This window comes from Ruegeria sp. BG3, from assembly GCF_056538485.1.
In genome coordinates, this window is record NZ_JBQFTE010000014.1 from 43,165 (window position 1) to 65,364 (window position 22,200).

Genomic DNA, 22,200 nt, shown 5'->3' on the forward strand with positions numbered 1-22,200 from the left:
GCCCAAAGTATTGCCCATTCTAAAGGACTTCAAAAGAAATGCCGAATTCACCACTGACCGGGCAAGAAGGAAAATTCCTGTTTGAATCAAAGGTAATCGGTCGCCATCCAGCCCGGTACTTTCTCGATGAAAGCTGTGGATACATATGGGTCGATAGTCCGACCTGGTTGGACGAAGCCTATAGCGACGCAATCGCGCTGACAGATACTGGAATTGTCATGCGCAACCTCGGGAATATTGAGACTATTTCGATGGCCATGTGGGCGAATGGCCTGCAAAATGAACGAGGCGTAGACATCGGCGGCGGTTACGGGCTTCTTGTGCGCGGTCTGCGCGATATTGGCGTGGATTTCTACTGGTCCGACCCTTACGCGGTAAACCTGCTAGCACGTGGTTTCGAAGCCGAAGCGGGGGCGTCGTACCAGGTTGCCACCGCCTTTGAAGTGCTAGAGCATTTGCCAAATCCGTTGTCCCACCTCGAAGCTTCCCGCTCGGATTTCTGCTTTGATACGATCTTCTTCTCTGCAACCTGTTTCGACCCCAGTAACATCCCCGGTCTGGACTGGTGGTACTGGGCATTTGAAACCGGTCAACACATCAGTTTCTTCTCGGAAAACTGCCTGGACTTCATGGCGCAGAAACTGGGAATGAAGAAGGTCCACATTCGCGGTGAGATCTATGCCTTCACAACCTTGGATGAACTAAACTGGCCCCGCAGTTGGAAGCGCCGCAAGCTGGAAAAGCAAATCAAGGAATGCAGTTTGACTCAGCAGGACTATGAGGCAATGAAACTACGCGTCAAAGGGATGCAAAGCCAAAGCTAAGCAATCACGATCGACTTGTTTCGTTCATTAGGCGCTGCTGCGCAATAGTCTCGTTCCGTTCCGCCTTTTGCTGATCCTTCATACAGCGCTCGACGAAATCCAAATGCAGTTCCACCGCCAAACGCGCTTCGGCAGGGTTGCGCGCCTGTAAGGCGGCGTTAATCGCCCGGTGTTGGTCGAGGATGGCTTCGCGGGTTGCGCGTTGCTGGAACATCATCTGGCGGTTGTAGAACACGCCCTGACGTAGCAGGTCATACATTGACCTCATCATATGCAGCATGATCACATTGTGGCTGGCCTCGATGATGGCCATGTGGAAATCCGCGTCCAGTTGCGCTTCATCTTGGGTGGCGTTGCGGGCATGGGCGGCCTCCATCCGGTCAAAGATCGCCTGAACGACCTTCAGATCACTTGTCGATCCCAGACGCGCGGCACGCTCGGCGGCCAGCCCCTCGAGGTCGCGGCGGAATGAGAGGTAGTCGAACACCGCTTCTTCATGGCTGCCAAACAATCGGATCAGCGCTGGCGAAAAGGCAGATCCTAACACCTCGGCCACGTAGATCCCTGACCCGGCTTTTGCGGTCAGCAAGCCTTGCTCCTGCAATTCGGCGATGGCGTCGCGCAGGGACGGGCGCGAGACTCCCATCCGCTCGGCCAGTTCTCGTTCTGACGGCAATCTCTCGCCGGGGCGCAGGATGCCACGCAGGATCAGCAGCTCAATCTGCCGAACCACAGCAATCGATAGCTTCTCAGTTTGAATTTTCTGAAAGGGCATAGGGTCGTCCGAAATTGGTCAAAACATATGACCACAGGGCGCGTGCGGGTTCAAGAACAGGGGCTTCACATCGAGTGAAACATTAGGTCAGCATTATTGACTTTACTTAGTGTCTGCATAGGCTGCGCGCATTGAGATCGGAGGAGCCCAATGACCACACATCCGCTATTCGCCACTCGGACGCAGAACATGAAGGCATCCGAGATCAGGGAGTTGCTTAAACTCCTGGATCAGCCGGATATCATCTCATTCGCCGGTGGTATCCCCGATCCTGCCCTGTTTCCGGCGGACGCGTTTGCGCAGGCCTTTCAGGCAGCTCTTGGTCCGGACCGGCAGGCGCAAGCGCTGCAATATTCGGTGAGCGAAGGATATGCTCCGCTGCGCGAATGGTTGGTCGACCATATGGCCTCAATCGGAGTCGCGTGTGACATGGACAACATCCTGATCACTTCGGGCTCGCAGCAGGCGCTGGACTATTTGGGCAAGCTGTTCTTGTCTCCCGGCGATACCGCCTTGGTCGGCTGGCCGACCTATCTGGGTGCAATCTCCGCGTTCAATGCCTATGAGCCGCGTTTCGACCAGCTCAGCATTCCCGGCAATCAAGGGGCCGAGGAATATCGAAAGGCCGCAGGCGAGGGACGGGTCAAATTCGCGTATCTCTCGCCGGACTTTTCCAATCCCACGGGTGAAACTGTCGATCTGCGTGGGCGCGAGGCACTGCTGGATCTGGCCGAGGATCTGGACTGCGTGGTTATCGAAGATGGGGCCTATCAGGCGCTGCGCTATGACGGTGCGCCAATCCCTCCGATTCTGGCGCTGGAGCAAGCGCGGAAGGGGTCGATTGAGGGCTGTCGGACGATCTATTGCGGCAGCTTCTCGAAAACCCTGTCGCCGGGGTTGCGGGTTGGTTGGGTTGTGGCGGCCAAACCTATCATCTCGCAGCTGGTTCTGATGAAGCAGGCGGCGGATCTCCATTCGGCCACGATCAACCAGATGGCTGTGCATCAGGTGGCGCAGGCCTGTTTCGAAAGCCATATCCCAAAAGTGAGGCAGACCTATCGCGCGCGCCGCGATGCCATGTTGACGGCGTTGCAGGCCCATATGCCCGACGGTGTCTCCTGGACCAAACCCGAGGGTGGGATGTTCGTGTGGCTGACGCTGCCCGCCGGGACCAGCGGTGCTGCGCTTTTGGCCCGAGCTCTGGACACGGTCAAAGTGGCCTTTGTTCCCGGTCAGGCGTTTTTCCCGGATGGCAGTGGTGAAAACACCCTTCGGCTGAGTTTCTCAAACTCCGATGAGGACACCATCCGCGAGGGCATTCGGCGCCTTGGGCAGGTGCTGCGTGCTGGCGGTCAGTAAGGCTTCGTTAACCATATCGCCGTTAGAACGGCAGCATGATGCGCTTACTTCCTATCCTGCTGCTGGCTGCCTGTTCGGGTGGCTCGCCTCATTTCCGCGATATGCCTGCAACGCGGGTTGCGGTGAATGGCAGTGTCTTTGACGTGCGTGTGCGCGGCCCATTGGTCGAGGCGGTGAGGGTGAACTCTCAATACGCGCCGCGCTTGGGGCCGGTTCGCGACCGGGCGGCGCTGGCTATGGCGCAGGTCTCGGGCTGTCCGTTGATGGATGTGCAGGGGGATGCGGCGGTGACGGTGGGCGTGTTGGGCTGTGATCAGGAACTTGGGGAAAAGCTGATCTTTGGTGCGCTGCTTTTGCGGTCTTATGAATGCGTCAACTATGGTTATTCCGGGGAATCCGGCTATCAGGTTTTTGAGTGTACGCCCTACTAGCGCGCGTCGCATTGCGCGTGATACTGCCAAGATGTTGTGGATAACTCGGGTCCATTGCCCATATCCTGCGCATATCCGTTGACTCGGCCCCAATCCGTTGCGCAGACTTCCCTGTATTAGGAATCATGGGACAGGCCGCCTTTGCGCTTTAGCAAACTCAAACTGACCGGCTTCAAAAGCTTTGTTGATCCGACCGATCTGATCATTGCGGATGGGTTGACCGGTGTAGTGGGTCCCAATGGCTGCGGCAAATCCAATCTTCTTGAGGCTCTGCGCTGGGTGATGGGTGAAAACCGCCCCAAATCCATGCGCGGCGGCGCGATGGAGGATGTGATCTTCGCTGGGGCGGCTACGCGACCCGCGCGCAACTTTGCCGAGGTGGTCCTAACCATGGACAACTCGGAACGTCTGGCGCCTTCGGGCTTCAATGACAGCGACCAGTTGGAAATCGTCCGCCGCATCACCCGCGACGTGGGCAGCGCTTACAAGACCAATGGCAAGGATGTGCGTGCCCGCGATGTACAGATGCTGTTTGCCGATGCCTCGACCGGGGCGCATTCGCCCGCGCTGGTGGGGCAGAACCGCATTGCCGAGTTGATCAACGCCAAACCCCGCGCCCGCCGTCGCATTCTGGAAGAGGCTGCCGGGATCTCGGGCCTCTATCAACGGCGGCATGAGGCCGAGTTGAAGCTGAAAGGCACCGAGGCCAACCTGACCCGTGTCGATGACGTGCTGGAACAGTTGGGCGGCCAACTTGCGCAATTGGCGCGTCAGGCGCGCCAAGCCGCGCGTTACCGCGAGATTGGGGAACAGCTGCGGCAGGCTGAGGGGATGCTGCTCTATCGTCGCTGGAAAGAGGCAGATATCGCCCGTCAGGTTGCCGAAGACAAGCTGCGCGACCGGATCACCGAAGCCTCACGCGCCGAGGCTGCCGCCCGCGAGGCCGCTGCCAAACGCGCCGAGATCGAGGAAACCTTACCGCCCCTTCGCGAAGAAGAGGCCATCGCCGCCGCCGTCCTGCAACGCCAGCAGGTACAGCGCGATCAACTCTCGGATCAGGAAACCCGCGCGCGCCAGACCATTGAAACGCTGACCAACCGCATTCAGCAACTCGGCAACGATATCGAACGCGAAACGGGCCTGAACCGCGATGCAGGCGAAATGATCGAGCGCCTGGAATGGGAAGCCCGCGAGCTGATCAAGGCTGCGGAAGGTCATGATGAGAAGGTCGCCGAGGCGGCCGAGGTGGCGCGCGAAGCAGCCTCAGTCCTGCAGGAACGCGAAGACCACCTGTCTCAACAGACCGAGGATATGGCCCGCCTGGTAGCGCGCCACCAGTCGGCGCAACGCTTGGTTGAAGACAGCCGCAAGACCCTAGCCCGTTCCGAGGGCGAAGAGGAGAAAGCGCGGCTGGCGGTGGACGAAGCTAAGTCTGCCCTGACGCGTGCGGATGACGCTTTTGAGGCGGCGCAAGAGGGTGAAGAAGAGGCTCGCGAAGCCGCCGAAGCAGCCGAGGAAGCGCTGGCTGCCGCAGATGAGATGCGGACCGAGACGCAGGCGCGCGAGGCCGAGGCACGGGCCCAACGGTCCGAGGCCGAGGGTGAGTTGGGGGCCATCCGAGCCGAAACCACCGCGCTGGCCAAGCTGGTCGAACGAGACACCGCCGAAGGCGGGCAGGTGCTGGACCTGCTGCGCGTCGCGTCGGGCTTCGAAAAGGCGCTGGGTGCGGCTTTGGCCGACGATTTGCGCGCGCCGTTGGTTGAGGGCGATGGGCCATCGGGCTGGGTTAAGGTCGCGGGCTACGACGCGGATCAGCCTCTGCCAGAAGGGGCCGAACCTTTGGCGCTGCATGTCTCGGGTCCGGATCGCCTCAGCCGCAGGATCGCGCAGATCGGCTTGGTGGATGCTGAGCTTGGCGCGCGGTTGCAGACGTCCTTGAAACCGGGTCAGCGGCTGGTGTCGCGATCCGGTGATCTGTGGCGCTGGGACGGATTCCGCGCCTGGGCCGAAGATGCCCCCAGCGCTGCCGCCCTGCGATTGGAGCAGCTGAACAAGCTGGAAGCCTTGAAACAGGAACTCGCCCGCACCGAAGCGCAGGCCGAAGGCGCCCGCGCCGCGCATGAGGCCCTGTCGCAGCAATTGGCCGATGTCACCGAAGCCGACCGCCGCGCGCGTGAGGCGCGCCGCGGGGCCGATCAGCGGATGGCCGAAACCGCCCGTGCATTGTCGCGCGCCGAGGCAGATCGCAATCTGGCGCAGGGCAAGCTGGAAACTCTGACCCTGTCTGTGGACCGCCACAAGGACGATGCCATGTCCGCCCGCGCGCAATTGCGTGAGGCCGAAGCCGCGCTGGCCGAACTGGGCGACCTCGACAGTGCCCGCGCGCAGGTTGAAGACATCAAGCAAACGGTCGAGGCCGCGCGGATCACCATGCTGACCCACCGCTCGACCCATGATGAGTTGCGCCGCGAAGGTGAGGCTCGGACACGTCGTAGCCAGGAGGTGACGAAAGACCTCAGCGGGTGGAAGCACCGGTTGGAGACCGCCGAAAAGCGGATTTCTGAACTGGCCGACCGCAAGGAGGGGTCCGAGGAGGAACTCTCTGAGGCCATGGCCGCGCCCGCCGAGATCGCTGAAGCGCGGGAAGAGCTGAATGAGATGATCGAAGCCGCCGAAGCCCGCCGGGCCGAGGCCGCCGACAAGCTTGCTGAGGCTGAAACCCAGCAGCGCGAGGTTGTCATGGCCGAGCGAGACGCGGAACGCTTGGCCTCAGAGGCGCGTGAAACCCGTGCGGCAGCCGAAGCGCGATGTGATGCGGCCAAGGAAAGCGTAACTGCGGCAGCAGAGCGAATTGCGGAGGATCAGCAGCTGACCCCGAACCAGTTGCTGAACCAGTTGGACGTGAACCCGGATCAGATGCCCGCCGCCGACGCGCTCGAGGCAGAGGTCAACCGCCACAAACGTCAACGTGACGCGATGGGCGCGGTCAACCTGCGCGCCGAAGAGGACAGCAAAGAGGTTCAGGAAGAGTTCGATACTCTGAACGGTGAAAAGGCCGATCTGGAAGAGGCAATCAAGGCTCTGCGTAGCGGCATCGCCAGCCTCAACCGCGAAGGGCGTGAGCGTCTGCTGACCGCGTTTGAACAGGTGAATTCGAACTTCGCCATGCTGTTCAAGCATTTGTTCGGCGGCGGCGAGGCCAATCTGGTCATGGTCGAAAGCGACGATCCGCTGGATGCGGGCCTTGAGATCATGTGCCAGCCGCCGGGCAAGAAACTCTCGACCCTCAGCCTGCTGTCGGGTGGGGAACAGACCCTGACCGCGACCGCGCTGATCTTTGGCGTCTTCCTCGCCAATCCGGCCCCGATCTGCGTGCTGGACGAGGTCGACGCGCCGCTGGACGATGCCAACGTCACCCGGTTCTGTGACCTGCTGGACGAGATGTGCCGGCAGACCGACACACGGTTCCTGATCATCACCCACCACGCAGTAACCATGGCGCGGATGGACCGGCTATTCGGCGTCACCATGCAGGAGCAGGGCGTCAGCCAACTGGTCTCGGTCGATCTGAAAAAAGCCGAGCAGATGGTCGCCTGACCCCCTCACCGCAACGTTATGCCTGTTTCACGACGCTTCGGGCTAGGGTGGCGGTATGATACGTTTCTTCCTGCTTGCCCTGCTCTCCGCCACCCCGCTTTCTGCCGCCGAATGGGCCGTAAAGCCCGGAGACGTGCCTTTGACCTCTGAAGAGCTGAACGGTTTAGCAGGCCGAACCTTGACCTTTTTTGACGACGGTCAGTCAAAATACTCGGCCGGAGGGGCCTATTCCTACACCTACGCCAGCGGAGAATCCGCCTTTGGCACCTATTCCATTGCCGAGGATGGCAGCGTCTGTATCGCATATCGCAACGGGTTCAGCCGGTGTGATCTCTATGTGCGAAGTGGTGAGCGGCTGATTCTGATTGATCAAAAGGGTGATCGGTATCCAGTTAGACCCGAAGCGCAATAGCTGTCTGCCGCTACTCACGCGCGATCAGACGATAGGAATCCTCAACTCCTGACCGGGGAAAATCACATCCGGGTCGCTGATAAAATGCGCGTTTGCCCGTTGGATCACCGAGACCTGCCCGGCATTACCGTATTGCGATACAGAGATCGCGGTCAGAGTATCTCCGGGCGCGACGGTGTAGTTCCGATACCCGACATATCCCGGCAGAATGCGCGGGCCGTAAAAGATCGGAACATGGACGGTCGGAATCCCGCCCTCACCACCGGCGCTGTCATCCTTGACCGTCAGGATCAGACGGTCGAGTTGGAAATTCGGAGTGTCAGGGATTTCCAGCGTGGCCTGAAACTGGCGCAGAGCAATTGCCCCGGCCGTCGCGGCTCCATTGAATTCGACATGACCTTCGGTGACCGAGACGGAAAGATGTCCTTCAAAGCCAACGGCGTTGCCTGCGATCATGATTGTCTGGCCGACAATGTCGAAGGGTTGGGGCTGAAGTATCTCAATATTCATAAATGAACTCCTTCGCAATGGATAGGGAATCATACCCCGAACAGGTTCCCGCACAAAATCAGACCGGTGGAAAATGGCCCATCACGCGCCCCTGTTGACGTTCTGTTCAGCCAGTAGGGGGTGCTCCATCTAGAGTCTGTTCAGTAATTCAGGCGTAGGCCACGCATCAGCGGGCAGGCCCAACCGCTTCTGTTCTGCCTGCACTGCCGCTCTGGTACCAGCCCCTAAAATCCCGTCGATTTTGCCGACGTCATAGCCACGCGATTGCAGTTTGCTCTGCAATTGCTTCATCTGTGCGCCGTTCAGGCCTGCTGCCGGATTGCCCGCGTCATAGATCTGTGCGCCCTCTAGCCTTGTGCCGAAATAGGCTGCTGTCAGGACGTAGGTAAAACTTTGGTTCCATTCGAAATAGACGTCGAAATTTGGATAGGCCAGAAAGGCCGGCCCTTTGTGCCCCTGCGGCAGGATCAGCGAGGCAGGCAGGTTGGCCAGCGAGCCGCTACGGGCCTGCACACCCATTGCCTGCCAGTCAGACACTGCACGAGGTTTGTCCGGCCCGGACAGCGACCAGTCCATCTGCGCGGGCACTGTCACCTCTTGCAGCCAGGGCTGGCCCGGCTGCCAACCCAGATGGGATAGCATCTTGCCACCTGACATCAGCGCATCCGGGGCCGAGGTTTTCAGCGAGACCTTGCCGTCCCCATCCCCATCCACGCCGTTTTCCAGTATGTCGCGGGGCAGCATCTGGACCATGCCGATTTCTCCGGCCCAGGCGCCCGTGGTGCGGGCGGGGTCGAAATTGCCCTGACTATACAGCTCAATGGCAGCGAAGATCTGGGGTCGGAACAACTCGGGGCGGCGGCAGTCATGGGCCAGCGTGACCAGAGCATTGCGGGTGTTGAAATCGCCCTGAAACGCGCCGTAGTCGGTCTCGAACGCCCAGAAGGCCAGCAGGACCCCGCGTGAGATACCATATTCGCGTTCGATCCGGTCGAAGACCGCATCGTATTTCTGCGACATGGCCTTGCCCCGGTCGATCCGGTTTTGTGAGATCAGGCGGCGGGAAAACTCGATGAAGGGTTTCTGGAACACGCCCTGCGCACGGTCGGCTCTCAGAACGGCGTTGTCCTGCTGGACGCCCTTGAAGAAGCCGTCGACGGTAGTTTTGTCGAACCCCTGCTGGACGGCCTCGGCCTTCAACCCTTTGACGAACGAATTGAACCCTCCGCCACATTGCGCGAAAGCAGGTGAGGTCATCAGGGCGGCGGCGAAAAGGCCGGACAGAAAGCGCATGGGGCGTCCTTTAGAAGATCACGTTGATCCCAACCCACACTGAGACGAAGCCAAGCGCAAGCCCCCAGACACGCCAGAGCATGTCGCATGCGCGGAAAACCTCTGCCGCGCCGATCTGACGGCGCGCATCGCCATTAACCCAGGCCAGATCGCGCAACTGCCCGTCATAGCTGCGCGGCCCGGCCAGTGCGACGTCGAGCGCGCGGGCCATGGCGGCCTCGGGCCAGCCTGCATTGGGCGAGATATGGCGACGGGCATCCTGCAGGATATCCCTCCAACGCGCCCATTGACCTGACAGCGCCACGATCATCAGGCAGGTCAGGCGCGCAGGGATCAGGTTCAGCAGGTCGTCGAACCGGGCCGAGGCCCAGCCAAAATCGCGGTGTTTCTCGGTGCGGTAGCCGATCATGCTGTCAGCGGTATTCACGGCCTTGTAGACCAGCAACCCGGGCAGGCCCGCCACCAGAAACCAGAAAGCGGGCGCGATAACGCCGTCGCTGAGGTTCTCTGCCGCGCTTTCGATCGCGGATCGGGCGACCTGTTCCTCGGTCATGTCACTTGTGTCGCGTGAGACGATCATAGCCACCTGCGCCCGCCCGTCAGCAACCGAGGCGTGTAGCCCTTCGCCGACGGCGCGGACATGGGTCACAAGCGACTTCTGCGCCAACAGGATCGCACAGACCAGAATCTCAACAACTCCGCCCAGCTGTGCCAGTCCCCAGCCGACACCAAGGGCGACCACGACCAGCAGGATCAGCGTGCAGACGCCCTTGGCGCGCCGTGCCGTGCCGTGGTTCAGCCGTTTGTCCAGCCATCCAACGGCATTGCCGATCACGACCGCGGGGTGCCGGATGCGAGACCAGAGCCAGTCCGGCTCGCCCAGTGCCGCGTCCAGACACATGGCGCAAACCAACAGAAAGGGGATGCTCACAGCGCGGCCTCCAGCCGATCCCACCCGTGTGCAGGGGGCAGGCCGAGGCGCAGATAGCGTTGGGAGTAGGGGAAGATGCGGCTCCAGATATGTGCCTGTGCCAACTGGTCCTGCCAAAGGGCCGCATCATTGACCTCGTAGAGGCGGAACAGGCTTGTGCCTCCGACCAGCCGTGCGCCTTTATCCGTAACCATGGCGTCCAGCCGGGTGGCCTCGTCCTCCAGACGCACGCGGGTCTCTCTCGCCCAATCCGAGTCCAGGAGGGCTTGTGTTCCGACCCGCAAAGCAGGACCCGAGACAGCCCACGGGCCGGTCAGGTCGTTCAGTCGGGCAATCAGATCCGGTGCGCCGATGGCAAAGCCCAGCCGCATCCCGGCCAACCCCCAGAACTTACCAAAGCTTTTCAGAACGATCACGCCGGGCTGTCCGGCCAGATGGATCAGTGAGGCACCGGGCACCACGTCGCAAAAACTCTCGTCGATGATGGTCAAAGGCGCGGTGGCGTCGCTGGCCTGCCACACCCGGCCATCCGGGTTGTTCGGATGCACGATCACCCGCGCCTCAGCAGGGCCGCTTTCCTGCACGTCCCAGCCTTGAGCCCGAAAGGCGGCGGCATGTTCGTTATAGGTGGGCATCGTGATCAGCACCCGGCCTTGCGCCGCCAGTGCGGGAATGCGCGCGATTAGAGCCGAAGCTCCGGGCGCGGGCAGGATTGCCGCCTGCGCCGGGACATTCCAGAATTGGCGGGCGGCTATGCTGAGCCGCTCGAACGCCCCATGATCGGGCAGTTCGGTCCAATCCGAGGGGTGCAGCCCTGCGATCGGGTAGGGATGCGGGTTGATGCCGGTGGACAGGTCGATCCAATCGCTGCGTGCGCCGCCATATTGCGCGATGGCCCCATCCAGACCGCCACCATGGTCGCGTTTCGCATGAGGATTCAATTCGCTATCGTTCATCCCACCGCATGTCCCAAATGACGTATTCGCCCCGCTTCAAGCGGATTTTCGCCGTTTTGACAAGCAAATCCGCGTGATCAGACCCGTCAGCAGGCAGAGTTAACACTTTGTTAAGGAAATGACGTGATCACGGGACTTGGGGGTCGGCACCACTCACCACACCAAGTGCCGAGGTTGTAGTATGAAAGTTTTGATTGTTGAGAGTAACCCCGATCTGGGTCGGGTCTGGAAAAGGCATCTTGAACGGCAAGGTGCCGAGGTGACGCTTGTGGCCGGGCAAGAGGCCGCGATACTGGCGCTCTATGGCTCGGAGTTCGAGATCATCGTGCTGGATCTGGTTCTGGAAACCGGCAGCGCTTTGGCCGTGGCTGATTTCGCCAGCTACCGCCGTCCTGATGCACGGGTAATTTTTGTCACCAACACCACCTTCTTCTCGGACGGGTCAATCTTTGCACACAGTCCCAATGCCTGCGCCTATGTGCAAAGCGGCACCCCGCCCGAGGATCTGGCGGCGATGGTGGAACACTACGCAGCGGGGCGCTGATCCCGTCCGTGCGGTTCAAGATAGTCAAGCGTCGGGTTAACCGGGATGATCCGGTGCGGATTGATGCTGTCGTGACTGTAGTGATAGTGCCGCACGATATGGTTCATGTTCACGGTCTGCGCGACGCCCGGCCATTGATATAGCTCACGCGTATAGGCCCAGAGGTTGGGGTAGTCGATCAGCCGGCGTTTGTTGCACTTGAAGTGCAGGTGATAGACCGGATCGAACCGGATCAGCGTGGTGAACAGCCGCCAGTCGGCCTCGGTCACGCGGTCGCCCATCAGATAGCGGTTCCGGGCTAGCCGGTCCTCGAGCCAGTCTAACGTGTCGAACAGTGGGTGGACGGCGGCATCATATGCCTCTTGCGAGGTGGCAAAGCCGGATTTGTAGACACCATTATTGACGTCCGAATAGATCCGCGCGTTGACCTCTTCGATCTCGTCCCGCATCACCTCGGGCCAGTAGTCATCGCGGTTGCCCGTGATCTCGTTGAAGGCCGAGTTGAACATGCGGATGATTTCCGAGCTTTCGTTCGAGACGATCGTCTCCTGCTGTTTGTCCCACAGGATCGGCACCGTAACCCGACCGGAATAGGCGGGGTCGGCCTTAGTGTAGATCTGATGGGCATAGTCCAGGCCGTAAAGATCATCTCCGGTCGCGCCGTGATCATCGGCTTCAAAACTCCAGCCCTTGTCCAGCATGTCCGGATGCACCACCGAGACTGAGATCAGATCGGTGAGCCCCTTGAGTTCGCGAAAGATCAGTGTCCGATGGGCCCAAGGACAGGCGTGGCTGACATATAGGTGATAGCGCCCCGGTTCGGCCTTGAAGCCACCTTTGCCGGACGCGCCAGCGCTGCCATCAGCCGTCAGCCAATTGCGGAATTGAGCGGCGCTGCGCTTGAATGCGCCGCCGGTGGATTTGGTGTCATACCAGGTGTCGTGCCAGGTTCCGTCGACCAGCAGGCCCATCTCGCGTCCTCCGTATCTGCGTTTCGACAAAGATAGGGTGCAGAACCCGGCCTTCCTATGACAGCCCGCGCGCATTCAGCCTGCACCTGCGCACATCACCGGCCTGAGATGCGCGCGCAACATCTGCGAGCGCTTTGATGTTATGTGGTCGGCTTCACTGGATTTTTACAGTTTTGCCTCCACAATAAGAGATATCGAAGGGGGGAAATTTGATGAGTACCTATGTTTCCAAGGAAATGAGCGCTGAGTTGGAGGCTGCGCGAATCGCCACTTTGAAAAAGACCAGCCGTTTGCGGGTGGAAATGGGCGACAATTACTTCAAAATTCTTAGATTGTGGAAGAATGGCTTTACAGTCGAAGCTGAAACCACGCCGCGTTTGCGCGGGTTGGTCGATATCCATGACGGCGCGAACCATTTGTATCAATGCCTGATCGTCGCGGACGAGGAAGAGGCAGGCGAAATGCGTTATGAGTTCAAGCGCAACACGGCGGCTTCCGACAAGGCGCCGCTGGATTTCTACCGAGCACCAGACGCTCCGATTGCTCTGCTGGGGCACGAGGATTGAAGCGCTTTCCCTAAGGCCAGTTTATCGAAAGGCGAGCTCGACCGCACGGAAAGGCCCCGTATGGCGGTTCAAACCAAACTCAAAGCGATCTAGGGTCGAATTTCGACGGTTGTTCCGGTCGGCGTCAGGCTCCAAAGCTGGGCCATCTCTTCATTAGACAAAGCGATACAGCCAAGCGTCCAGTCTCCGGGCAGGGTGAGGCCAACAACACCATTTGGTTGTCCGTGAATGAAGATATCTCCGCCGGGGTCGTTGCCCTGTTGCTGGGCGCGGGCGATGTCTTCGGGTTGAGGGTAGTCGATCCCAAGTGAAAGGTGGAACGCACTGTTCGGATTGCGGCGGTCGATGGTGAAAACTCCAACAGGCGTCTTACCGTCGCCTTCCTGCTCCTTATCTCCTTCCGGCGCGAAGCCCAGTGCGATTTCGGTTTGCAGTACGATGGCTCCGTCCAACGTTGCGGTTAGGCGACGGGCAGATTTTTCGATCAGTATGTGGTCGATCTGTGCGGCGTCAGGCGCCATGGCAGGCGCAGGAGGGCGCGGCCCGTATCTCAGCCAGCCGATCCAGCCAAGGGCTGCGATCAGAAAGACCAGCGTGATCCGGGCCAGCAGGCGCATCTGCTATTGCAGATCCCCGAACGCCTGTTTCAGCCGCGCGCAGGCCTCTTCGACGCGGGCGTGTTGGGTGGCAAGGTTGAAGCGTTCGAAAGTCTCGCCGCCCGTGCCAAACCCGGGGCCCGACGAGGTCGCGATCCGCGCGCCCTGACGCAGACGCCGGACAAACTCATCATGGCTCATCCCGGTGCCCGAGAAATCAACCCAGGCCAAATAGGTCGCCTGTAGGGGCATCGACCAAAGGCCCGGAATCTCGGCGATCGTGGCGTCAAACAGCTGGCGGTTTTTATCCAGATGCGCGACCTGAGCATCCACCCATTCCGCCCCTTCGGGCGTGTAGGCGGCGGTGATCATGGCCACGCCCAGGGCGCTTGGTTCATAGTCCAGCGTATCCAGCCGGTAGCGCATCGCTGCACGCAGCTTCGGGTCGGGGATGATCATGTTGCCGGTGCGCTGACCTGCAATATTGAAGGTCTTCGACGCTGCCGTAAGGGTCACGGTCCAAGGCCGCGCCTCGGGGGCTGCGACGTCCATCGGGACAAACTTCGCCTCTGGGTAAACCAGATCATGATGGATCTCATCCGAGACCAGAATCAGTCCGTTGCGCCCGGCGAATGCAGCCACCGAGCGCAGTTCTTCAGTCGTCCAAACCCGGCCCGACGGGTTTTGCGGCGAACACCACAGCAGCAGCTTCTCCGACCCATCCAGACGCGACTGCGCGTCGTCCAGATCAATCGCGTAGCTGTCTCCGTCGCGCACCAGCGGGCATTCCACCACGCGGCGTCCGGATTTGTTCACCTTATGGGCAAACTCATGGTAAACGGGCGTGAAGATCACAGCGCCATCGCCTGGATCGCTCCAGACATCCAGACAGAGGGCGATTGCATTGCCCAAACCCTGCGAGGTCAGCACCCAATCGGTGTCGATTTGCCAATCGTGGCGGGTTTGCATCCACCACTGAACCGAAGCCAGATATTCGGGGTGTTTCCACGAATAGCCAAAGACCCCATGTTCAGCGGCGCGGCGCAACGCATCAATCACGCAAGGCGCGGTTTGATAGTCGGAATCTGCCGTCCACATCGCCAGCCCATCATCGGGGGATACGCCGTAGAGTTGCTCCATCTTGTCCCATTTTGAACTGTGGGTGCCGCGGCGGTCGGTTGGGGTATTGAAAGTCATGTCTGCTCCATCTGTCGAGGCGAAAGCTAACTACAAATCAGGCGGGTGCAAGGGGGGCGTTGCGGCGACGGGCGGGATGCCCTAAATCAGCCTCATGAAACGCACTATTCTGATCCATCCCGATCCTCGCCTGAAAAAGGTCTGCGCCCCGGTTGCCGATCTGACAGATGATCTGCGCAAGCTGGCCGACGACATGCTTGAGACCATGTATGATGCGCCCGGCATTGGTCTGGCCGCGCCGCAGATCGGAGTGCTGGATCGCCTGATCGTTCTCGATTGCGTCAAGGAAGAGGGCGAGGCTCCTCGTCCGCTGGTCATGTTCAACCCCGAAATCATCGCCTCGTCGGATGAGACCAATGTCTACGAGGAAGGTTGCCTGTCGATCCCGGATCAATATGCCGAGGTCACGCGCCCGAAGGTCGTCGACGTGGCCTGGATGGACCAGAATGGCAACGCGCAGCAGGAAACCTTTGATGGGCTCTGGGCCACCTGCGTGCAGCATGAGTTAGACCACTTGGATGGCAAGCTGTTCATCGACTACCTCAAGCCGCTAAAACGGCAGATGATCACGCGCAAGATGCAAAAGCTCAAGCGCGAGAAGGCACGAACATGACCGTCCGCACCTGTCTGCAATGGCCGGACAAACGCTTGCGGACCAAGGCGGAAGATGTATCTGAGATCACCGATGAGATCCGCGCCATCTGGGACGATATGATCGATACGATGGAGGCGATGCCCGGTGTTGGCCTCGCCGCGCCTCAGATCGGGGTGATGCTGCGTCTGGCCGTTGTCGATGGCTCGACCGAGCGCGGTCGGGTGGTACGACTGGCGAACCCGGAAATCCTGCACAGCTCGATCGAGTTGCGCGAACATGATGAGGCCAGCCCGAATCTGCCGGGCGTGTCGGCCAAGGTAAAGCGCCCTCGGGCCGTGACGGTCAAATTCCTGAACGAACAGGGCATCATTGACCGCCGCGATTTTGTGGGGATCGAGGCCACCAGCGTGCAGCACCAGATCGACCATCTGAACGGCCGGATGTATTTCGACCGCCTCAGCAAGGTCAAACGCGACATGCTGTTGCGCAAAGCCAAGAAACAGGGGTAGGTCGGGCTTCAACCCGGCACCCGGAAACCGTACCGGAGCGGAACATGCGACTAATTTTCATGGGCACGCCCGATTTCTCGGTCCCGGTATTGGATGCTCTGGTAGATGCAGGGCATGAGATTGCCGCCGTCTATTGCCAGCCTCCGCGCCCTGCTGGCCGGGGCAAGAAAGACCGCCCGACACCCGTGCATGCGCGCGCCGAGGCGTTGGGGCTAGAGGTCCGGCACCCAGTCTCGCTGAAGTCGCCCGAAGAACAGGCCGCGTTTGCCGCCTTAAACGCGGATGTGGCGGTAGTTGTCGCCTACGGCCTGCTTCTTCCGCAAACCATTCTGGACGCACCCGTGCAGGGTTGCCTAAATATCCATGCCAGCCTGCTACCACGCTGGCGCGGGGCCGCGCCGATCCATCGCGCGATCATGTCGGGCGACGCGGAAACCGGCATCTGCATCATGCAGATGGAGGCGGGTCTGGACACGGGTCCCGTCCTGATGCGTCGGGCCACGCCGATTGAACCTGAGGAAACCACCGCGCTGCTGCACGACCGGCTCTCGACCATGGGGGCCGCGTTGATCACCGAGGCGCTGGCTCAATTGCCGGACCTCACCCCCCAGCCACAACCCGAAGAGGGCGTCACCTACGCCTCAAAAATCGACAAATCCGAGGCGCGGATCGACTGGACCCGCCCCGCGCTTGAGGTCGACCGCCAGATCCGGGGCCTGTCGCCCTTTCCCGGCGCGTGGACCGGGATGGAGGGCGCGCGCCTCAAGCTGCTGGCTTCGCGCGTGGCCGAGGGGCAGGGCATTCCGGGAGAGGTCCTGACACCCGAATTGCATGTCGCCTGCGGGCAGGGCGCGGTTGAACTGTTGCGCTTGCAACGGGCAGGCAAAGGCGCGCAGGATAGGGAAACCTTTCTACGGGGCTGGCCCATCCCGGTCGGCACTCGCCTGACGTCGGAGTAGAGACAGATGTTCATGGTCCTGATGGGCACCGTCGTGATTGCCGGGATAGTCGGCTACCTCTCTGAGAAGACGGAATTCACCCATAATGGTTACCTGCAGTCCATCATCATCTGTGTTGGCGGAGCATTCCTGTTCTACTTCGTGCGCATCATGTTCGGTATCAGCTTTGGCCCGCCTGGGCTGGACGCGGTTCTATCCTCAATCGGTGCGCTGATCATCGTGCCGACCCATTGGAGGCGATGACATGCCCGTTGTCGCCCTGATCGTGATCGGAGCCGCCGCAGGGTTCCTCGCCACCCGTCTGATGCGGATCGAGGCTGACATCCCCACCACCATGCTGATCGGTATCGTCGGTGCCCTGGTCGGCGGGTTCCTGTTGCGTGCACTTATCACCGTTTCAGGCTGGCTGTCCGGTTTTGTGGGGGCCGTGCTGGGCGCGTTGCTGGTGATCTGGATCTGGCAGAGCTTAAAGCGCCGTTAAGGCTTGACCTTTTCCTTCGGTCACCGCCTGATCAAGCCGAGTTTTCAAGCAGGTGACCCATGTCTTATGATCTGAACGCTGGTGATGTTGCCCTGATGGGCGTTCCACTGGATTTGCATTCCTCATTTCTGCAGGGTCCGGCCTTCGCGCCCGGTCGCATTCGCGAGGCGTTGCATTCCGGTGCGGCCAACCTGACGGCCGAGGATGGCACTGATCTGGGGGCCACGGATCGGTTCAAGGATACCGGTGATCTGGATGTGTTCGAGATGCGCGGGCAAGAGCCGATCGACCGGATCGAGGCCGGTGCTGCCGCACGTATCGAAACCGGTGCGCGGCTGTTGTCTCTTGGCGGTGATCACTCGGTCGCCTTCCCGCTGATCAAGGCCCATGCCGAGCGGTATGAGGGGCTGAACATTCTGCATGTCGACTCGCATCCTGACCTGTACGATACGCAGGATATCGGCCCTCTGGGGCATGGCTGCCCTTTCGCGCGGGTGATGGAGACCGGCAAAGTAAAACGACTGGTGCAGGTCGGTATCCGTACCATGAACAAGCACCAACAGGAGCAGGCGGACAAGTTCGGGGTCGAGGTGATCGATATGCGCAATTGGCGTCCCGATCTGGAGATTAGCTTTGATGGACCGGTCTACCTGTCTCTGGATCTCGACGCGTTGGACCCGGCCTTTGCGCCGGGTGTGTCACATCACGAACCCGGCGGACTCAGCACGCGCGAGGTGATTAACCTGATCCATCGGTTCGAGGGGGAGTTGGTCGGCGCGGATATTGTCGAACTGAACCCCCATCGCGACCCCTATGGCATGACCGCGATGGTGGCTGCGAAATTCGTCAAAGAGATCGGCGCGCGGCTGTTGTCGCGCTGAATTCAGCGCGCGTCGCAGGTGGCGTGGGATCCCAGTCGCGTCGCGCGCGTGGTGGCCATGTCGTAGCCGTTGGCCTCGGCGGCTGTCAACCAGTGCATTTCGTCTTCCGAGGCGACCTCTAGCGTGTACCAATAGAAATCTTCGGACACGCCGATATCGTCATAATAGTCCAGATATCGGTCGTGTTCGGGGTCGTCCTCGGGCAGTTCGGTGGCGATGATGCCACCTCCGCCCCAGCTATGAACGCCGACGCAGGCGCCCGGCTGCAAGGTGCGCCTGTTGCCCGCCAGAAACAGGTCGGTCCCCCCCGAGGCGACCATGCCGTCGGACGGCACCACCGTGTCAAAACCCCGGTTGCGCACCTCGCGCGAGAAGATCACGTTGGCATCGTCATCCACCGACCCTTCGATGCTTTGCAAAACAAGCGTTTTGATCTGCGGGTTGTCGGCTGCCACCTCTCGGAACGCATCCAAAGTGGTGTGGTCGATGGCTCCGGTGACAACGATCTGATCGCCCTGGGCCACGAATTGCGTCGGGCTGTAGGGTTCCGCGCAAGAGGCGAGGCAAAGCGCACTGGCGGCAAGCAAAGACAGGGCAGGTTTCACAAGCGGGCCTTCGTTTTGTTTCGGGCGGCGCACGCCTTACTGGCGTGGCGGGCGGGCTTTGTAGACAGGAAGCCTCCAGCCAAAGATAAGCGATCCGGCGCGCAAGGCCCAGCAGGTCGCTGCACATAGCGCCAGAGCGGGCAGGCCCTCGAGCCCAAGCCGTGTCGCGACCACTGCCGTCAAGGCACCGGCAAACGCTGCTGAAACGTAAAGTTCTCCCTGTTTCAGAACCAGGGGGACCTCATTGCAGACCACATCGCGCATCAACCCGCCCAGACATCCGGTGGTGACGCCCATCAGCACCACGATGGTGCCGGATTGATCCAGCGAAAGCGCTGCTCCAGTTCCCGCAGCAACAGCTATGGACAAAGCAAAACTGTCCAGCCAGATCAGCCAGCTATAGCGGCTTTCGACCAGATGCGCGGTGAAGAACACCAGAACAGCGGCCCCGACAGCGATCAGGATGTAGTCCGGCTGGCCGACCCAGAAGACGGGATGGCGATCCAGCAGCAGGTCGCGCACGGTGCCGCCTCCGACCGCAGTCAGGCAGGCGATGAAGGCAAAGCCCACCAGATCAAGCTGCGCCCGGCTGGCCACCAGTGCCCCAGTCAGCGCGAAGATCAGAACCGAGGCATAGTCCAGCAGGGCAAGCGCGCTCACTTCTGCGCCTTTACGGGTTTGAAGGGGGCCATCCCCGCGCGGGCCAGTTCATCCGCTTTTTCGTTTTCGGGATGGCCCGCATGGCCTTTGACCCATTCCCATGTCACATCATGACGACCCTGCGCTTCGTCCAAACGCCGCCATAGGTCCACATTCTTGACGGGTTTCTTGTTTGAGGTTTTCCAACCGTTCCGCTTCCACCCGAAAATCCACCCTGTTACGCCGTTCTTCACATAGGCGCTGTCGGTCACGACGGTGATTTTGGACGCGCGCTCCAGCGCCTCCAGCGCACTGATGGCGGCCAGCAGTTCCATCCGGTTGTTGGTGGTCTCGGCCTCACCGCCCTTGAGTTCCCGTTCTTTCAGGATCGAGTCCCCCTGCATCGCGCGGAGCAGAACGCCCCAGCCACCGGGACCGGGATTGCCGGAACAGGCACCATCGGTATAGGCAAATAGCTCAGGCATGGGCGGCAAGCCCAATCCAGTCCGAGACCGAGCCATCCAGCCCGGTTCCGCTGCCAAGTCGTCGTGCGGTGACGGTAAAGCCCGCCTTTTGAAGATAGGTTTTCAAGTCTTCCTCGGAATAATAGCTGTAGAACCGCCCCAAACGATCCGACCCTTCACCCTGTCCCAGCTTCATGGCGATATAGAAGACGCCCTTGGGTTTCAACGCCCGGTGAATGGCGGCCAGATGGTTCGGGAAATCCGCGCGTTTGGCGTGTAGAAGGCTGAAATTGGCCCAGATGCCGTCATAGACATCCTCGTCCTTCAGGTCCGAGAACGCCGCCTGGCGGGCGGAAACGCCAGGGTGCGCCGAGGCCAGCCGGACCATCTCGGCCGAGGCATCCATGGCCTCAACCTGTAGCCCCGACTTCGCCATGATCACTGATGAGGCACCGGGACCGCAGCCCAGATCCAACACCTTTCCGCCCGTTGGTACCGCCTGAATGAAACGGGTCAGTTGTGGGTCCTCGGTGTTCGCTTCATCAGTCAGATCGGCATAGCGCGCGGCCTGTTCGTCATAGACTGAGATCGTCTCACGATCGCTCATAGATACACTCCGACGGCCAGGCACAGCAGGACGATGGCCGTCAGTAGGATACGCAATCGCATCCACCAGCGCGGCGCGAGGCCCCAATACCAGAACAGGGCGTCTAGAACCAAAAGCCCGGCAAAGCCGATCATCAGATTGGTGCCGGCGCTGATCGGCCCACCGCCTGTCATGAAGAAAGCCCAAAGGGCGGGCAGCACCGAAAGGGTATAGCCCACGGTCGCCTTGCTGCCCGAGGTCTTGGTGGCGAAGCCCCACAACACACCGGACATGAAACTCAGGATAACCGAGCCATAGAAAAGCTGGATGTAAGGCCCTACGAAGCGAGAGCCCAGCTCGCGCGTACCCAGATCGTGCAGGTCCGAGTTCAGATAAGTCAGTGCCCCCCAAATGAACGGGATCAGCCCCGCCAACCCCAGATAGAGCGCGGATTTGGGGACGCCGTTCATGCTGGTTGCCTCAGCACGCGGGGGACTTTGAACTCGACGTTTTCGACGGCGGTTTCAACAAGGTCGACGGTGACGTCGTAGTGATCGCTGAACGCCTCGATGACCTCATTGACCAACACTTCGGGGGCTGAAGCCCCGGCAGTGATGGCAATGCTCGAAATCCCGTCAAGCGCCCGCCAGTCGATATCGGTGGCGCGTTGAACCAACTGCGCATAGTTGCATCCGGCGCGCGAGGCGACTTCGACCAATCGCCGCGAGTTGGACGAGTTCGGCGCGCCCACCACCAGCAGCGCATCCGCTTTCGGCGCGACGGCTTTCACGGCCTCTTGCCGGTTGGTTGTGGCGTAGCAGATGTCTTCCTTGTGCGGGCCGACGATCTTGGGGAAACGCTCTTCAAGCGCTGCGATGATATCCTTGGTGTCATCGACCGACAGGGTGGTCTGGGTGACAAAGGCCAGCTGATCGGGATTGCGGACCTGAACCGTGGCAACATCTTCGACGGTTTCGACCAGCAGCACCTCACCTTCGGGCAGCTGTCCCATGGTGCCGATGGTCTCGGGGTGGCCTTTGTGGCCGATCATGATCATCTGCAGGCCGTTGTCCGAGTGGCGCTGCGCCTCGACATGGACCTTCGAGACCAGAGGGCAGGTGGCATCGACATAGATCATCTCACGCCGGGCGGCGGTGGCAGGGACGGATTTGGGGACCCCATGAGCCGAGAAGATCACCGGCCGGTCATCTGGGCATTCATCCAGTTCCTCGACAAACACGGCCCCCTTGGCGCGCAGCCCGTCGACCACGAATTTGTTGTGGACGATCTCGTGCCGGACATAGACCGGCGCGCCCCATTTCTGCAGCGCCATCTCGACGATCTTGATGGCACGGTCTACACCCGCGCAGAACCCGCGCGGCGCGGCAAGGTACAAAGTCAATGGCGGCTTGGTCATGTCGCTGTCTCCTTGCGCCACAGGTAGGTCTTTTCACGGCCTTGGTCCAGACAGGGCGGCGTCATTGATCTGACATGAATCACTGATAGCCCTTGGGTGTTT

At 60.6% G+C, this 22,200-nt stretch carries 27 protein-coding genes; 13 read left to right on the plus strand and 14 right to left on the minus strand.

Going from position 1 to position 22,200, the window contains the following annotated elements:
* Positions 1-38: 38 nt before the first annotated feature.
* Complete coding sequence (locus tag ACR0AI_RS20315) at positions 39-824, plus strand: class I SAM-dependent methyltransferase (RefSeq protein WP_480676749.1); 786 nt, start codon at positions 39-41, stop codon at positions 822-824.
* A gap of 4 nt (positions 825-828) precedes the next feature.
* On the opposite strand, the gene ACR0AI_RS20320 is transcribed toward ACR0AI_RS20315, so the two are convergent.
* Positions 829-1,599, minus strand: coding sequence for a FadR/GntR family transcriptional regulator (locus tag ACR0AI_RS20320; RefSeq protein ID WP_480676751.1), 771 nt, complete (start codon positions 1,597-1,599; stop codon positions 829-831).
* A gap of 150 nt (positions 1,600-1,749) precedes the next feature.
* Here ACR0AI_RS20320 and ACR0AI_RS20325 point away from each other — a divergent pair, with 150 nt between their 5' ends.
* From ACR0AI_RS20325 to ACR0AI_RS20340, 4 genes are all read left to right on the plus strand, one after another.
* The gene (locus tag ACR0AI_RS20325) at positions 1,750-2,958 is read left to right on the plus strand and encodes an aminotransferase-like domain-containing protein (RefSeq protein WP_170681292.1); all 1,209 of its coding nucleotides are present in this window, start codon (positions 1,750-1,752) and stop codon (positions 2,956-2,958) included.
* Between the two features lie 35 nt (positions 2,959-2,993).
* Positions 2,994-3,389 carry a hypothetical protein gene (locus ACR0AI_RS20330; RefSeq protein ID WP_480565753.1) on the plus strand — a complete coding sequence of 132 codons (396 nt, stop codon included), beginning with the start codon at positions 2,994-2,996 and terminating at the stop codon, positions 3,387-3,389.
* A gap of 141 nt (positions 3,390-3,530) precedes the next feature.
* On the plus strand, positions 3,531-6,986 hold the full coding sequence (locus ACR0AI_RS20335; RefSeq protein WP_480676753.1) for a chromosome segregation SMC family protein: 3,456 nt from the start codon (positions 3,531-3,533) through the stop codon (positions 6,984-6,986).
* Between the two features lie 55 nt (positions 6,987-7,041).
* Entirely contained in the window at positions 7,042-7,398 is a 357-nt protein-coding gene (locus ACR0AI_RS20340) for a hypothetical protein (protein WP_480676755.1), read from the plus strand.
* 24 nt (positions 7,399-7,422) lie between these two features.
* Here ACR0AI_RS20340 and ACR0AI_RS20345 read toward each other — a convergent pair whose 3' ends face one another.
* The 4 genes from ACR0AI_RS20345 to cobD form a co-directional block, all read right to left on the minus strand.
* Positions 7,423-7,908, minus strand: coding sequence for a LysM peptidoglycan-binding domain-containing protein (locus ACR0AI_RS20345; protein WP_480676757.1), 486 nt, complete (start codon positions 7,906-7,908; stop codon positions 7,423-7,425).
* Between the two features lie 129 nt (positions 7,909-8,037).
* Complete coding sequence (locus ACR0AI_RS20350) at positions 8,038-9,201, minus strand: lytic murein transglycosylase (RefSeq protein WP_480676759.1); 1,164 nt, start codon at positions 9,199-9,201, stop codon at positions 8,038-8,040.
* 10 nt (positions 9,202-9,211) lie between these two features.
* Positions 9,212-10,132, minus strand: coding sequence for an adenosylcobinamide-phosphate synthase CbiB (gene cbiB / locus ACR0AI_RS20355; RefSeq protein ID WP_480676761.1), 921 nt, complete (start codon positions 10,130-10,132; stop codon positions 9,212-9,214).
* On the minus strand, positions 10,129-11,088 hold the full coding sequence (cobD, locus tag ACR0AI_RS20360) for a threonine-phosphate decarboxylase CobD (RefSeq protein ID WP_480676763.1): 960 nt from the start codon (positions 11,086-11,088) through the stop codon (positions 10,129-10,131). The genes cbiB and cobD overlap by 4 nt, the downstream gene beginning before the upstream one ends.
* A 181-nt stretch (positions 11,089-11,269) precedes the next feature.
* Between cobD and ACR0AI_RS20365 the strand changes: the two genes are divergently transcribed.
* The gene (locus tag ACR0AI_RS20365) at positions 11,270-11,632 is read left to right on the plus strand and encodes a hypothetical protein (RefSeq protein WP_170380467.1); all 363 of its coding nucleotides are present in this window, start codon (positions 11,270-11,272) and stop codon (positions 11,630-11,632) included.
* Here ACR0AI_RS20365 and ACR0AI_RS20370 read toward each other — a convergent pair.
* A complete protein-coding gene (locus ACR0AI_RS20370; protein ID WP_480676766.1) occupies positions 11,614-12,603 on the minus strand; it encodes a glutathione S-transferase family protein in 990 nt (329 codons plus the stop codon). The genes ACR0AI_RS20365 and ACR0AI_RS20370 overlap by 19 nt on opposite strands.
* Positions 12,604-12,815: 212 nt before the next feature.
* Between ACR0AI_RS20370 and ACR0AI_RS20375 the strand changes: the two genes are divergently transcribed.
* Complete coding sequence (locus ACR0AI_RS20375) at positions 12,816-13,169, plus strand: hypothetical protein (RefSeq protein WP_170380466.1); 354 nt, start codon at positions 12,816-12,818, stop codon at positions 13,167-13,169.
* A gap of 89 nt (positions 13,170-13,258) precedes the next feature.
* Here the strand turns inward: ACR0AI_RS20375 and ACR0AI_RS20380 are convergent, their stop codons facing one another.
* Both ACR0AI_RS20380 and ACR0AI_RS20385 read right to left on the minus strand, forming a co-directional pair.
* Positions 13,259-13,786, minus strand: a complete 528-nt coding sequence (locus tag ACR0AI_RS20380; RefSeq protein WP_480676768.1) for a L,D-transpeptidase family protein — start codon at positions 13,784-13,786, stop codon at positions 13,259-13,261.
* 3 nt (positions 13,787-13,789) lie between these two features.
* Positions 13,790-14,962 carry a MalY/PatB family protein gene (locus ACR0AI_RS20385; protein ID WP_480676770.1) on the minus strand — a complete coding sequence of 391 codons (1,173 nt, stop codon included), beginning with the start codon at positions 14,960-14,962 and terminating at the stop codon, positions 13,790-13,792.
* Positions 14,963-15,056: 94 nt separating this feature from the next.
* Here ACR0AI_RS20385 and def (ACR0AI_RS20390) point away from each other — a divergent pair, with 94 nt between their 5' ends.
* Genes def (ACR0AI_RS20390) through speB form a run of 6 tightly spaced genes read left to right on the plus strand, consistent with a single transcriptional unit; the run spans position 15,057 to position 18,387 of the window.
* Positions 15,057-15,575, plus strand: coding sequence for a peptide deformylase (gene def, locus ACR0AI_RS20390; RefSeq protein ID WP_480676772.1), 519 nt, complete (start codon positions 15,057-15,059; stop codon positions 15,573-15,575).
* Positions 15,572-16,066, plus strand: a complete 495-nt coding sequence (gene def, locus ACR0AI_RS20395; protein ID WP_480676774.1) for a peptide deformylase — start codon at positions 15,572-15,574, stop codon at positions 16,064-16,066. The genes def (ACR0AI_RS20390) and def (ACR0AI_RS20395) overlap by 4 nt, the downstream gene beginning before the upstream one ends.
* A gap of 44 nt (positions 16,067-16,110) precedes the next feature.
* Positions 16,111-17,025, plus strand: a complete 915-nt coding sequence (gene fmt, locus ACR0AI_RS20400; protein WP_480676776.1) for a methionyl-tRNA formyltransferase — start codon at positions 16,111-16,113, stop codon at positions 17,023-17,025.
* Between the two features lie 6 nt (positions 17,026-17,031).
* Positions 17,032-17,268, plus strand: a complete 237-nt coding sequence (locus tag ACR0AI_RS20405; protein ID WP_170380460.1) for a hypothetical protein — start codon at positions 17,032-17,034, stop codon at positions 17,266-17,268.
* 1 nt (position 17,269) lies between these two features.
* Positions 17,270-17,506 (plus strand): GlsB/YeaQ/YmgE family stress response membrane protein, encoded by a 237-nt coding sequence (locus tag ACR0AI_RS20410; RefSeq protein ID WP_170380459.1) that lies wholly within the window; start codon positions 17,270-17,272, stop codon positions 17,504-17,506.
* A gap of 59 nt (positions 17,507-17,565) precedes the next feature.
* Positions 17,566-18,387 (plus strand): agmatinase, encoded by an 822-nt coding sequence (gene speB, locus ACR0AI_RS20415; RefSeq protein ID WP_480676778.1) that lies wholly within the window; start codon positions 17,566-17,568, stop codon positions 18,385-18,387.
* 2 nt (positions 18,388-18,389) lie between these two features.
* On the opposite strand, the gene ACR0AI_RS20420 is transcribed toward speB, so the two are convergent.
* From ACR0AI_RS20420 to ispH, 6 genes are read right to left on the minus strand one after another with little or no spacing between them, the layout of a single operon-like run.
* Positions 18,390-18,992, minus strand: coding sequence for a COG3904 family protein (locus ACR0AI_RS20420; protein ID WP_480701454.1), 603 nt, complete (start codon positions 18,990-18,992; stop codon positions 18,390-18,392).
* A gap of 36 nt (positions 18,993-19,028) precedes the next feature.
* A complete protein-coding gene (locus ACR0AI_RS20425) occupies positions 19,029-19,652 on the minus strand; it encodes a trimeric intracellular cation channel family protein (protein ID WP_480676781.1) in 624 nt (207 codons plus the stop codon).
* Positions 19,649-20,116, minus strand: a complete 468-nt coding sequence (gene rnhA, locus ACR0AI_RS20430) for a ribonuclease HI (protein ID WP_480676783.1) — start codon at positions 20,114-20,116, stop codon at positions 19,649-19,651. Before rnhA ends, ACR0AI_RS20425 begins: the two co-directional genes overlap by 4 nt.
* Positions 20,109-20,702: a class I SAM-dependent DNA methyltransferase gene (locus tag ACR0AI_RS20435; RefSeq protein ID WP_480676785.1), complete on the minus strand. Its 594-nt coding sequence runs from the start codon at positions 20,700-20,702 to the stop codon at positions 20,109-20,111. The genes rnhA and ACR0AI_RS20435 overlap by 8 nt, the downstream gene beginning before the upstream one ends.
* Positions 20,699-21,151, minus strand: a complete 453-nt coding sequence (locus ACR0AI_RS20440; protein ID WP_170474146.1) for a DUF3429 domain-containing protein — start codon at positions 21,149-21,151, stop codon at positions 20,699-20,701. The genes ACR0AI_RS20435 and ACR0AI_RS20440 overlap by 4 nt, the downstream gene beginning before the upstream one ends.
* A complete protein-coding gene (gene ispH, locus ACR0AI_RS20445; RefSeq protein WP_480676787.1) occupies positions 21,148-22,098 on the minus strand; it encodes a 4-hydroxy-3-methylbut-2-enyl diphosphate reductase in 951 nt (316 codons plus the stop codon). The genes ACR0AI_RS20440 and ispH overlap by 4 nt, the downstream gene beginning before the upstream one ends.
* Positions 22,099-22,200: the final 102 nt, after the last annotated feature.

Coding starts and splice junctions, on each gene's coding strand:
- ACR0AI_RS20315 (WP_480676749.1), top strand. CDS start 39: ATGCCGAATTCACCACTGACCGGGCAAGAAGGAAAATTCCTGTTTGAA.
- ACR0AI_RS20320 (WP_480676751.1), bottom strand. CDS start 1,599: ATGCCCTTTCAGAAAATTCAAACTGAGAAGCTATCGATTGCTGTGGTT.
- ACR0AI_RS20325 (WP_170681292.1), top strand. CDS start 1,750: ATGACCACACATCCGCTATTCGCCACTCGGACGCAGAACATGAAGGCA.
- ACR0AI_RS20330 (WP_480565753.1), top strand. CDS start 2,994: ATGATGCGCTTACTTCCTATCCTGCTGCTGGCTGCCTGTTCGGGTGGC.
- ACR0AI_RS20340 (WP_480676755.1), top strand. CDS start 7,042: ATGATACGTTTCTTCCTGCTTGCCCTGCTCTCCGCCACCCCGCTTTCT.
- ACR0AI_RS20345 (WP_480676757.1), bottom strand. CDS start 7,908: ATGAATATTGAGATACTTCAGCCCCAACCCTTCGACATTGTCGGCCAG.
- ACR0AI_RS20350 (WP_480676759.1), bottom strand. CDS start 9,201: ATGCGCTTTCTGTCCGGCCTTTTCGCCGCCGCCCTGATGACCTCACCT.
- cobD (WP_480676763.1), bottom strand. CDS start 11,088: ATGAACGATAGCGAATTGAATCCTCATGCGAAACGCGACCATGGTGGC.
- ACR0AI_RS20365 (WP_170380467.1), top strand. CDS start 11,270: ATGAAAGTTTTGATTGTTGAGAGTAACCCCGATCTGGGTCGGGTCTGG.
- ACR0AI_RS20370 (WP_480676766.1), bottom strand. CDS start 12,603: ATGGGCCTGCTGGTCGACGGAACCTGGCACGACACCTGGTATGACACC.
- ACR0AI_RS20375 (WP_170380466.1), top strand. CDS start 12,816: ATGAGTACCTATGTTTCCAAGGAAATGAGCGCTGAGTTGGAGGCTGCG.
- ACR0AI_RS20380 (WP_480676768.1), bottom strand. CDS start 13,786: ATGCGCCTGCTGGCCCGGATCACGCTGGTCTTTCTGATCGCAGCCCTT.
- ACR0AI_RS20385 (WP_480676770.1), bottom strand. CDS start 14,962: ATGACTTTCAATACCCCAACCGACCGCCGCGGCACCCACAGTTCAAAA.
- def (WP_480676772.1), top strand. CDS start 15,057: ATGAAACGCACTATTCTGATCCATCCCGATCCTCGCCTGAAAAAGGTC.
- def (WP_480676774.1), top strand. CDS start 15,572: ATGACCGTCCGCACCTGTCTGCAATGGCCGGACAAACGCTTGCGGACC.
- fmt (WP_480676776.1), top strand. CDS start 16,111: ATGCGACTAATTTTCATGGGCACGCCCGATTTCTCGGTCCCGGTATTG.
- ACR0AI_RS20405 (WP_170380460.1), top strand. CDS start 17,032: ATGTTCATGGTCCTGATGGGCACCGTCGTGATTGCCGGGATAGTCGGC.
- ACR0AI_RS20410 (WP_170380459.1), top strand. CDS start 17,270: ATGCCCGTTGTCGCCCTGATCGTGATCGGAGCCGCCGCAGGGTTCCTC.
- speB (WP_480676778.1), top strand. CDS start 17,566: ATGTCTTATGATCTGAACGCTGGTGATGTTGCCCTGATGGGCGTTCCA.
- rnhA (WP_480676783.1), bottom strand. CDS start 20,116: ATGCCTGAGCTATTTGCCTATACCGATGGTGCCTGTTCCGGCAATCCC.
- ACR0AI_RS20435 (WP_480676785.1), bottom strand. CDS start 20,702: ATGAGCGATCGTGAGACGATCTCAGTCTATGACGAACAGGCCGCGCGC.
- ACR0AI_RS20440 (WP_170474146.1), bottom strand. CDS start 21,151: ATGAACGGCGTCCCCAAATCCGCGCTCTATCTGGGGTTGGCGGGGCTG.
- ispH (WP_480676787.1), bottom strand. CDS start 22,098: ATGACCAAGCCGCCATTGACTTTGTACCTTGCCGCGCCGCGCGGGTTC.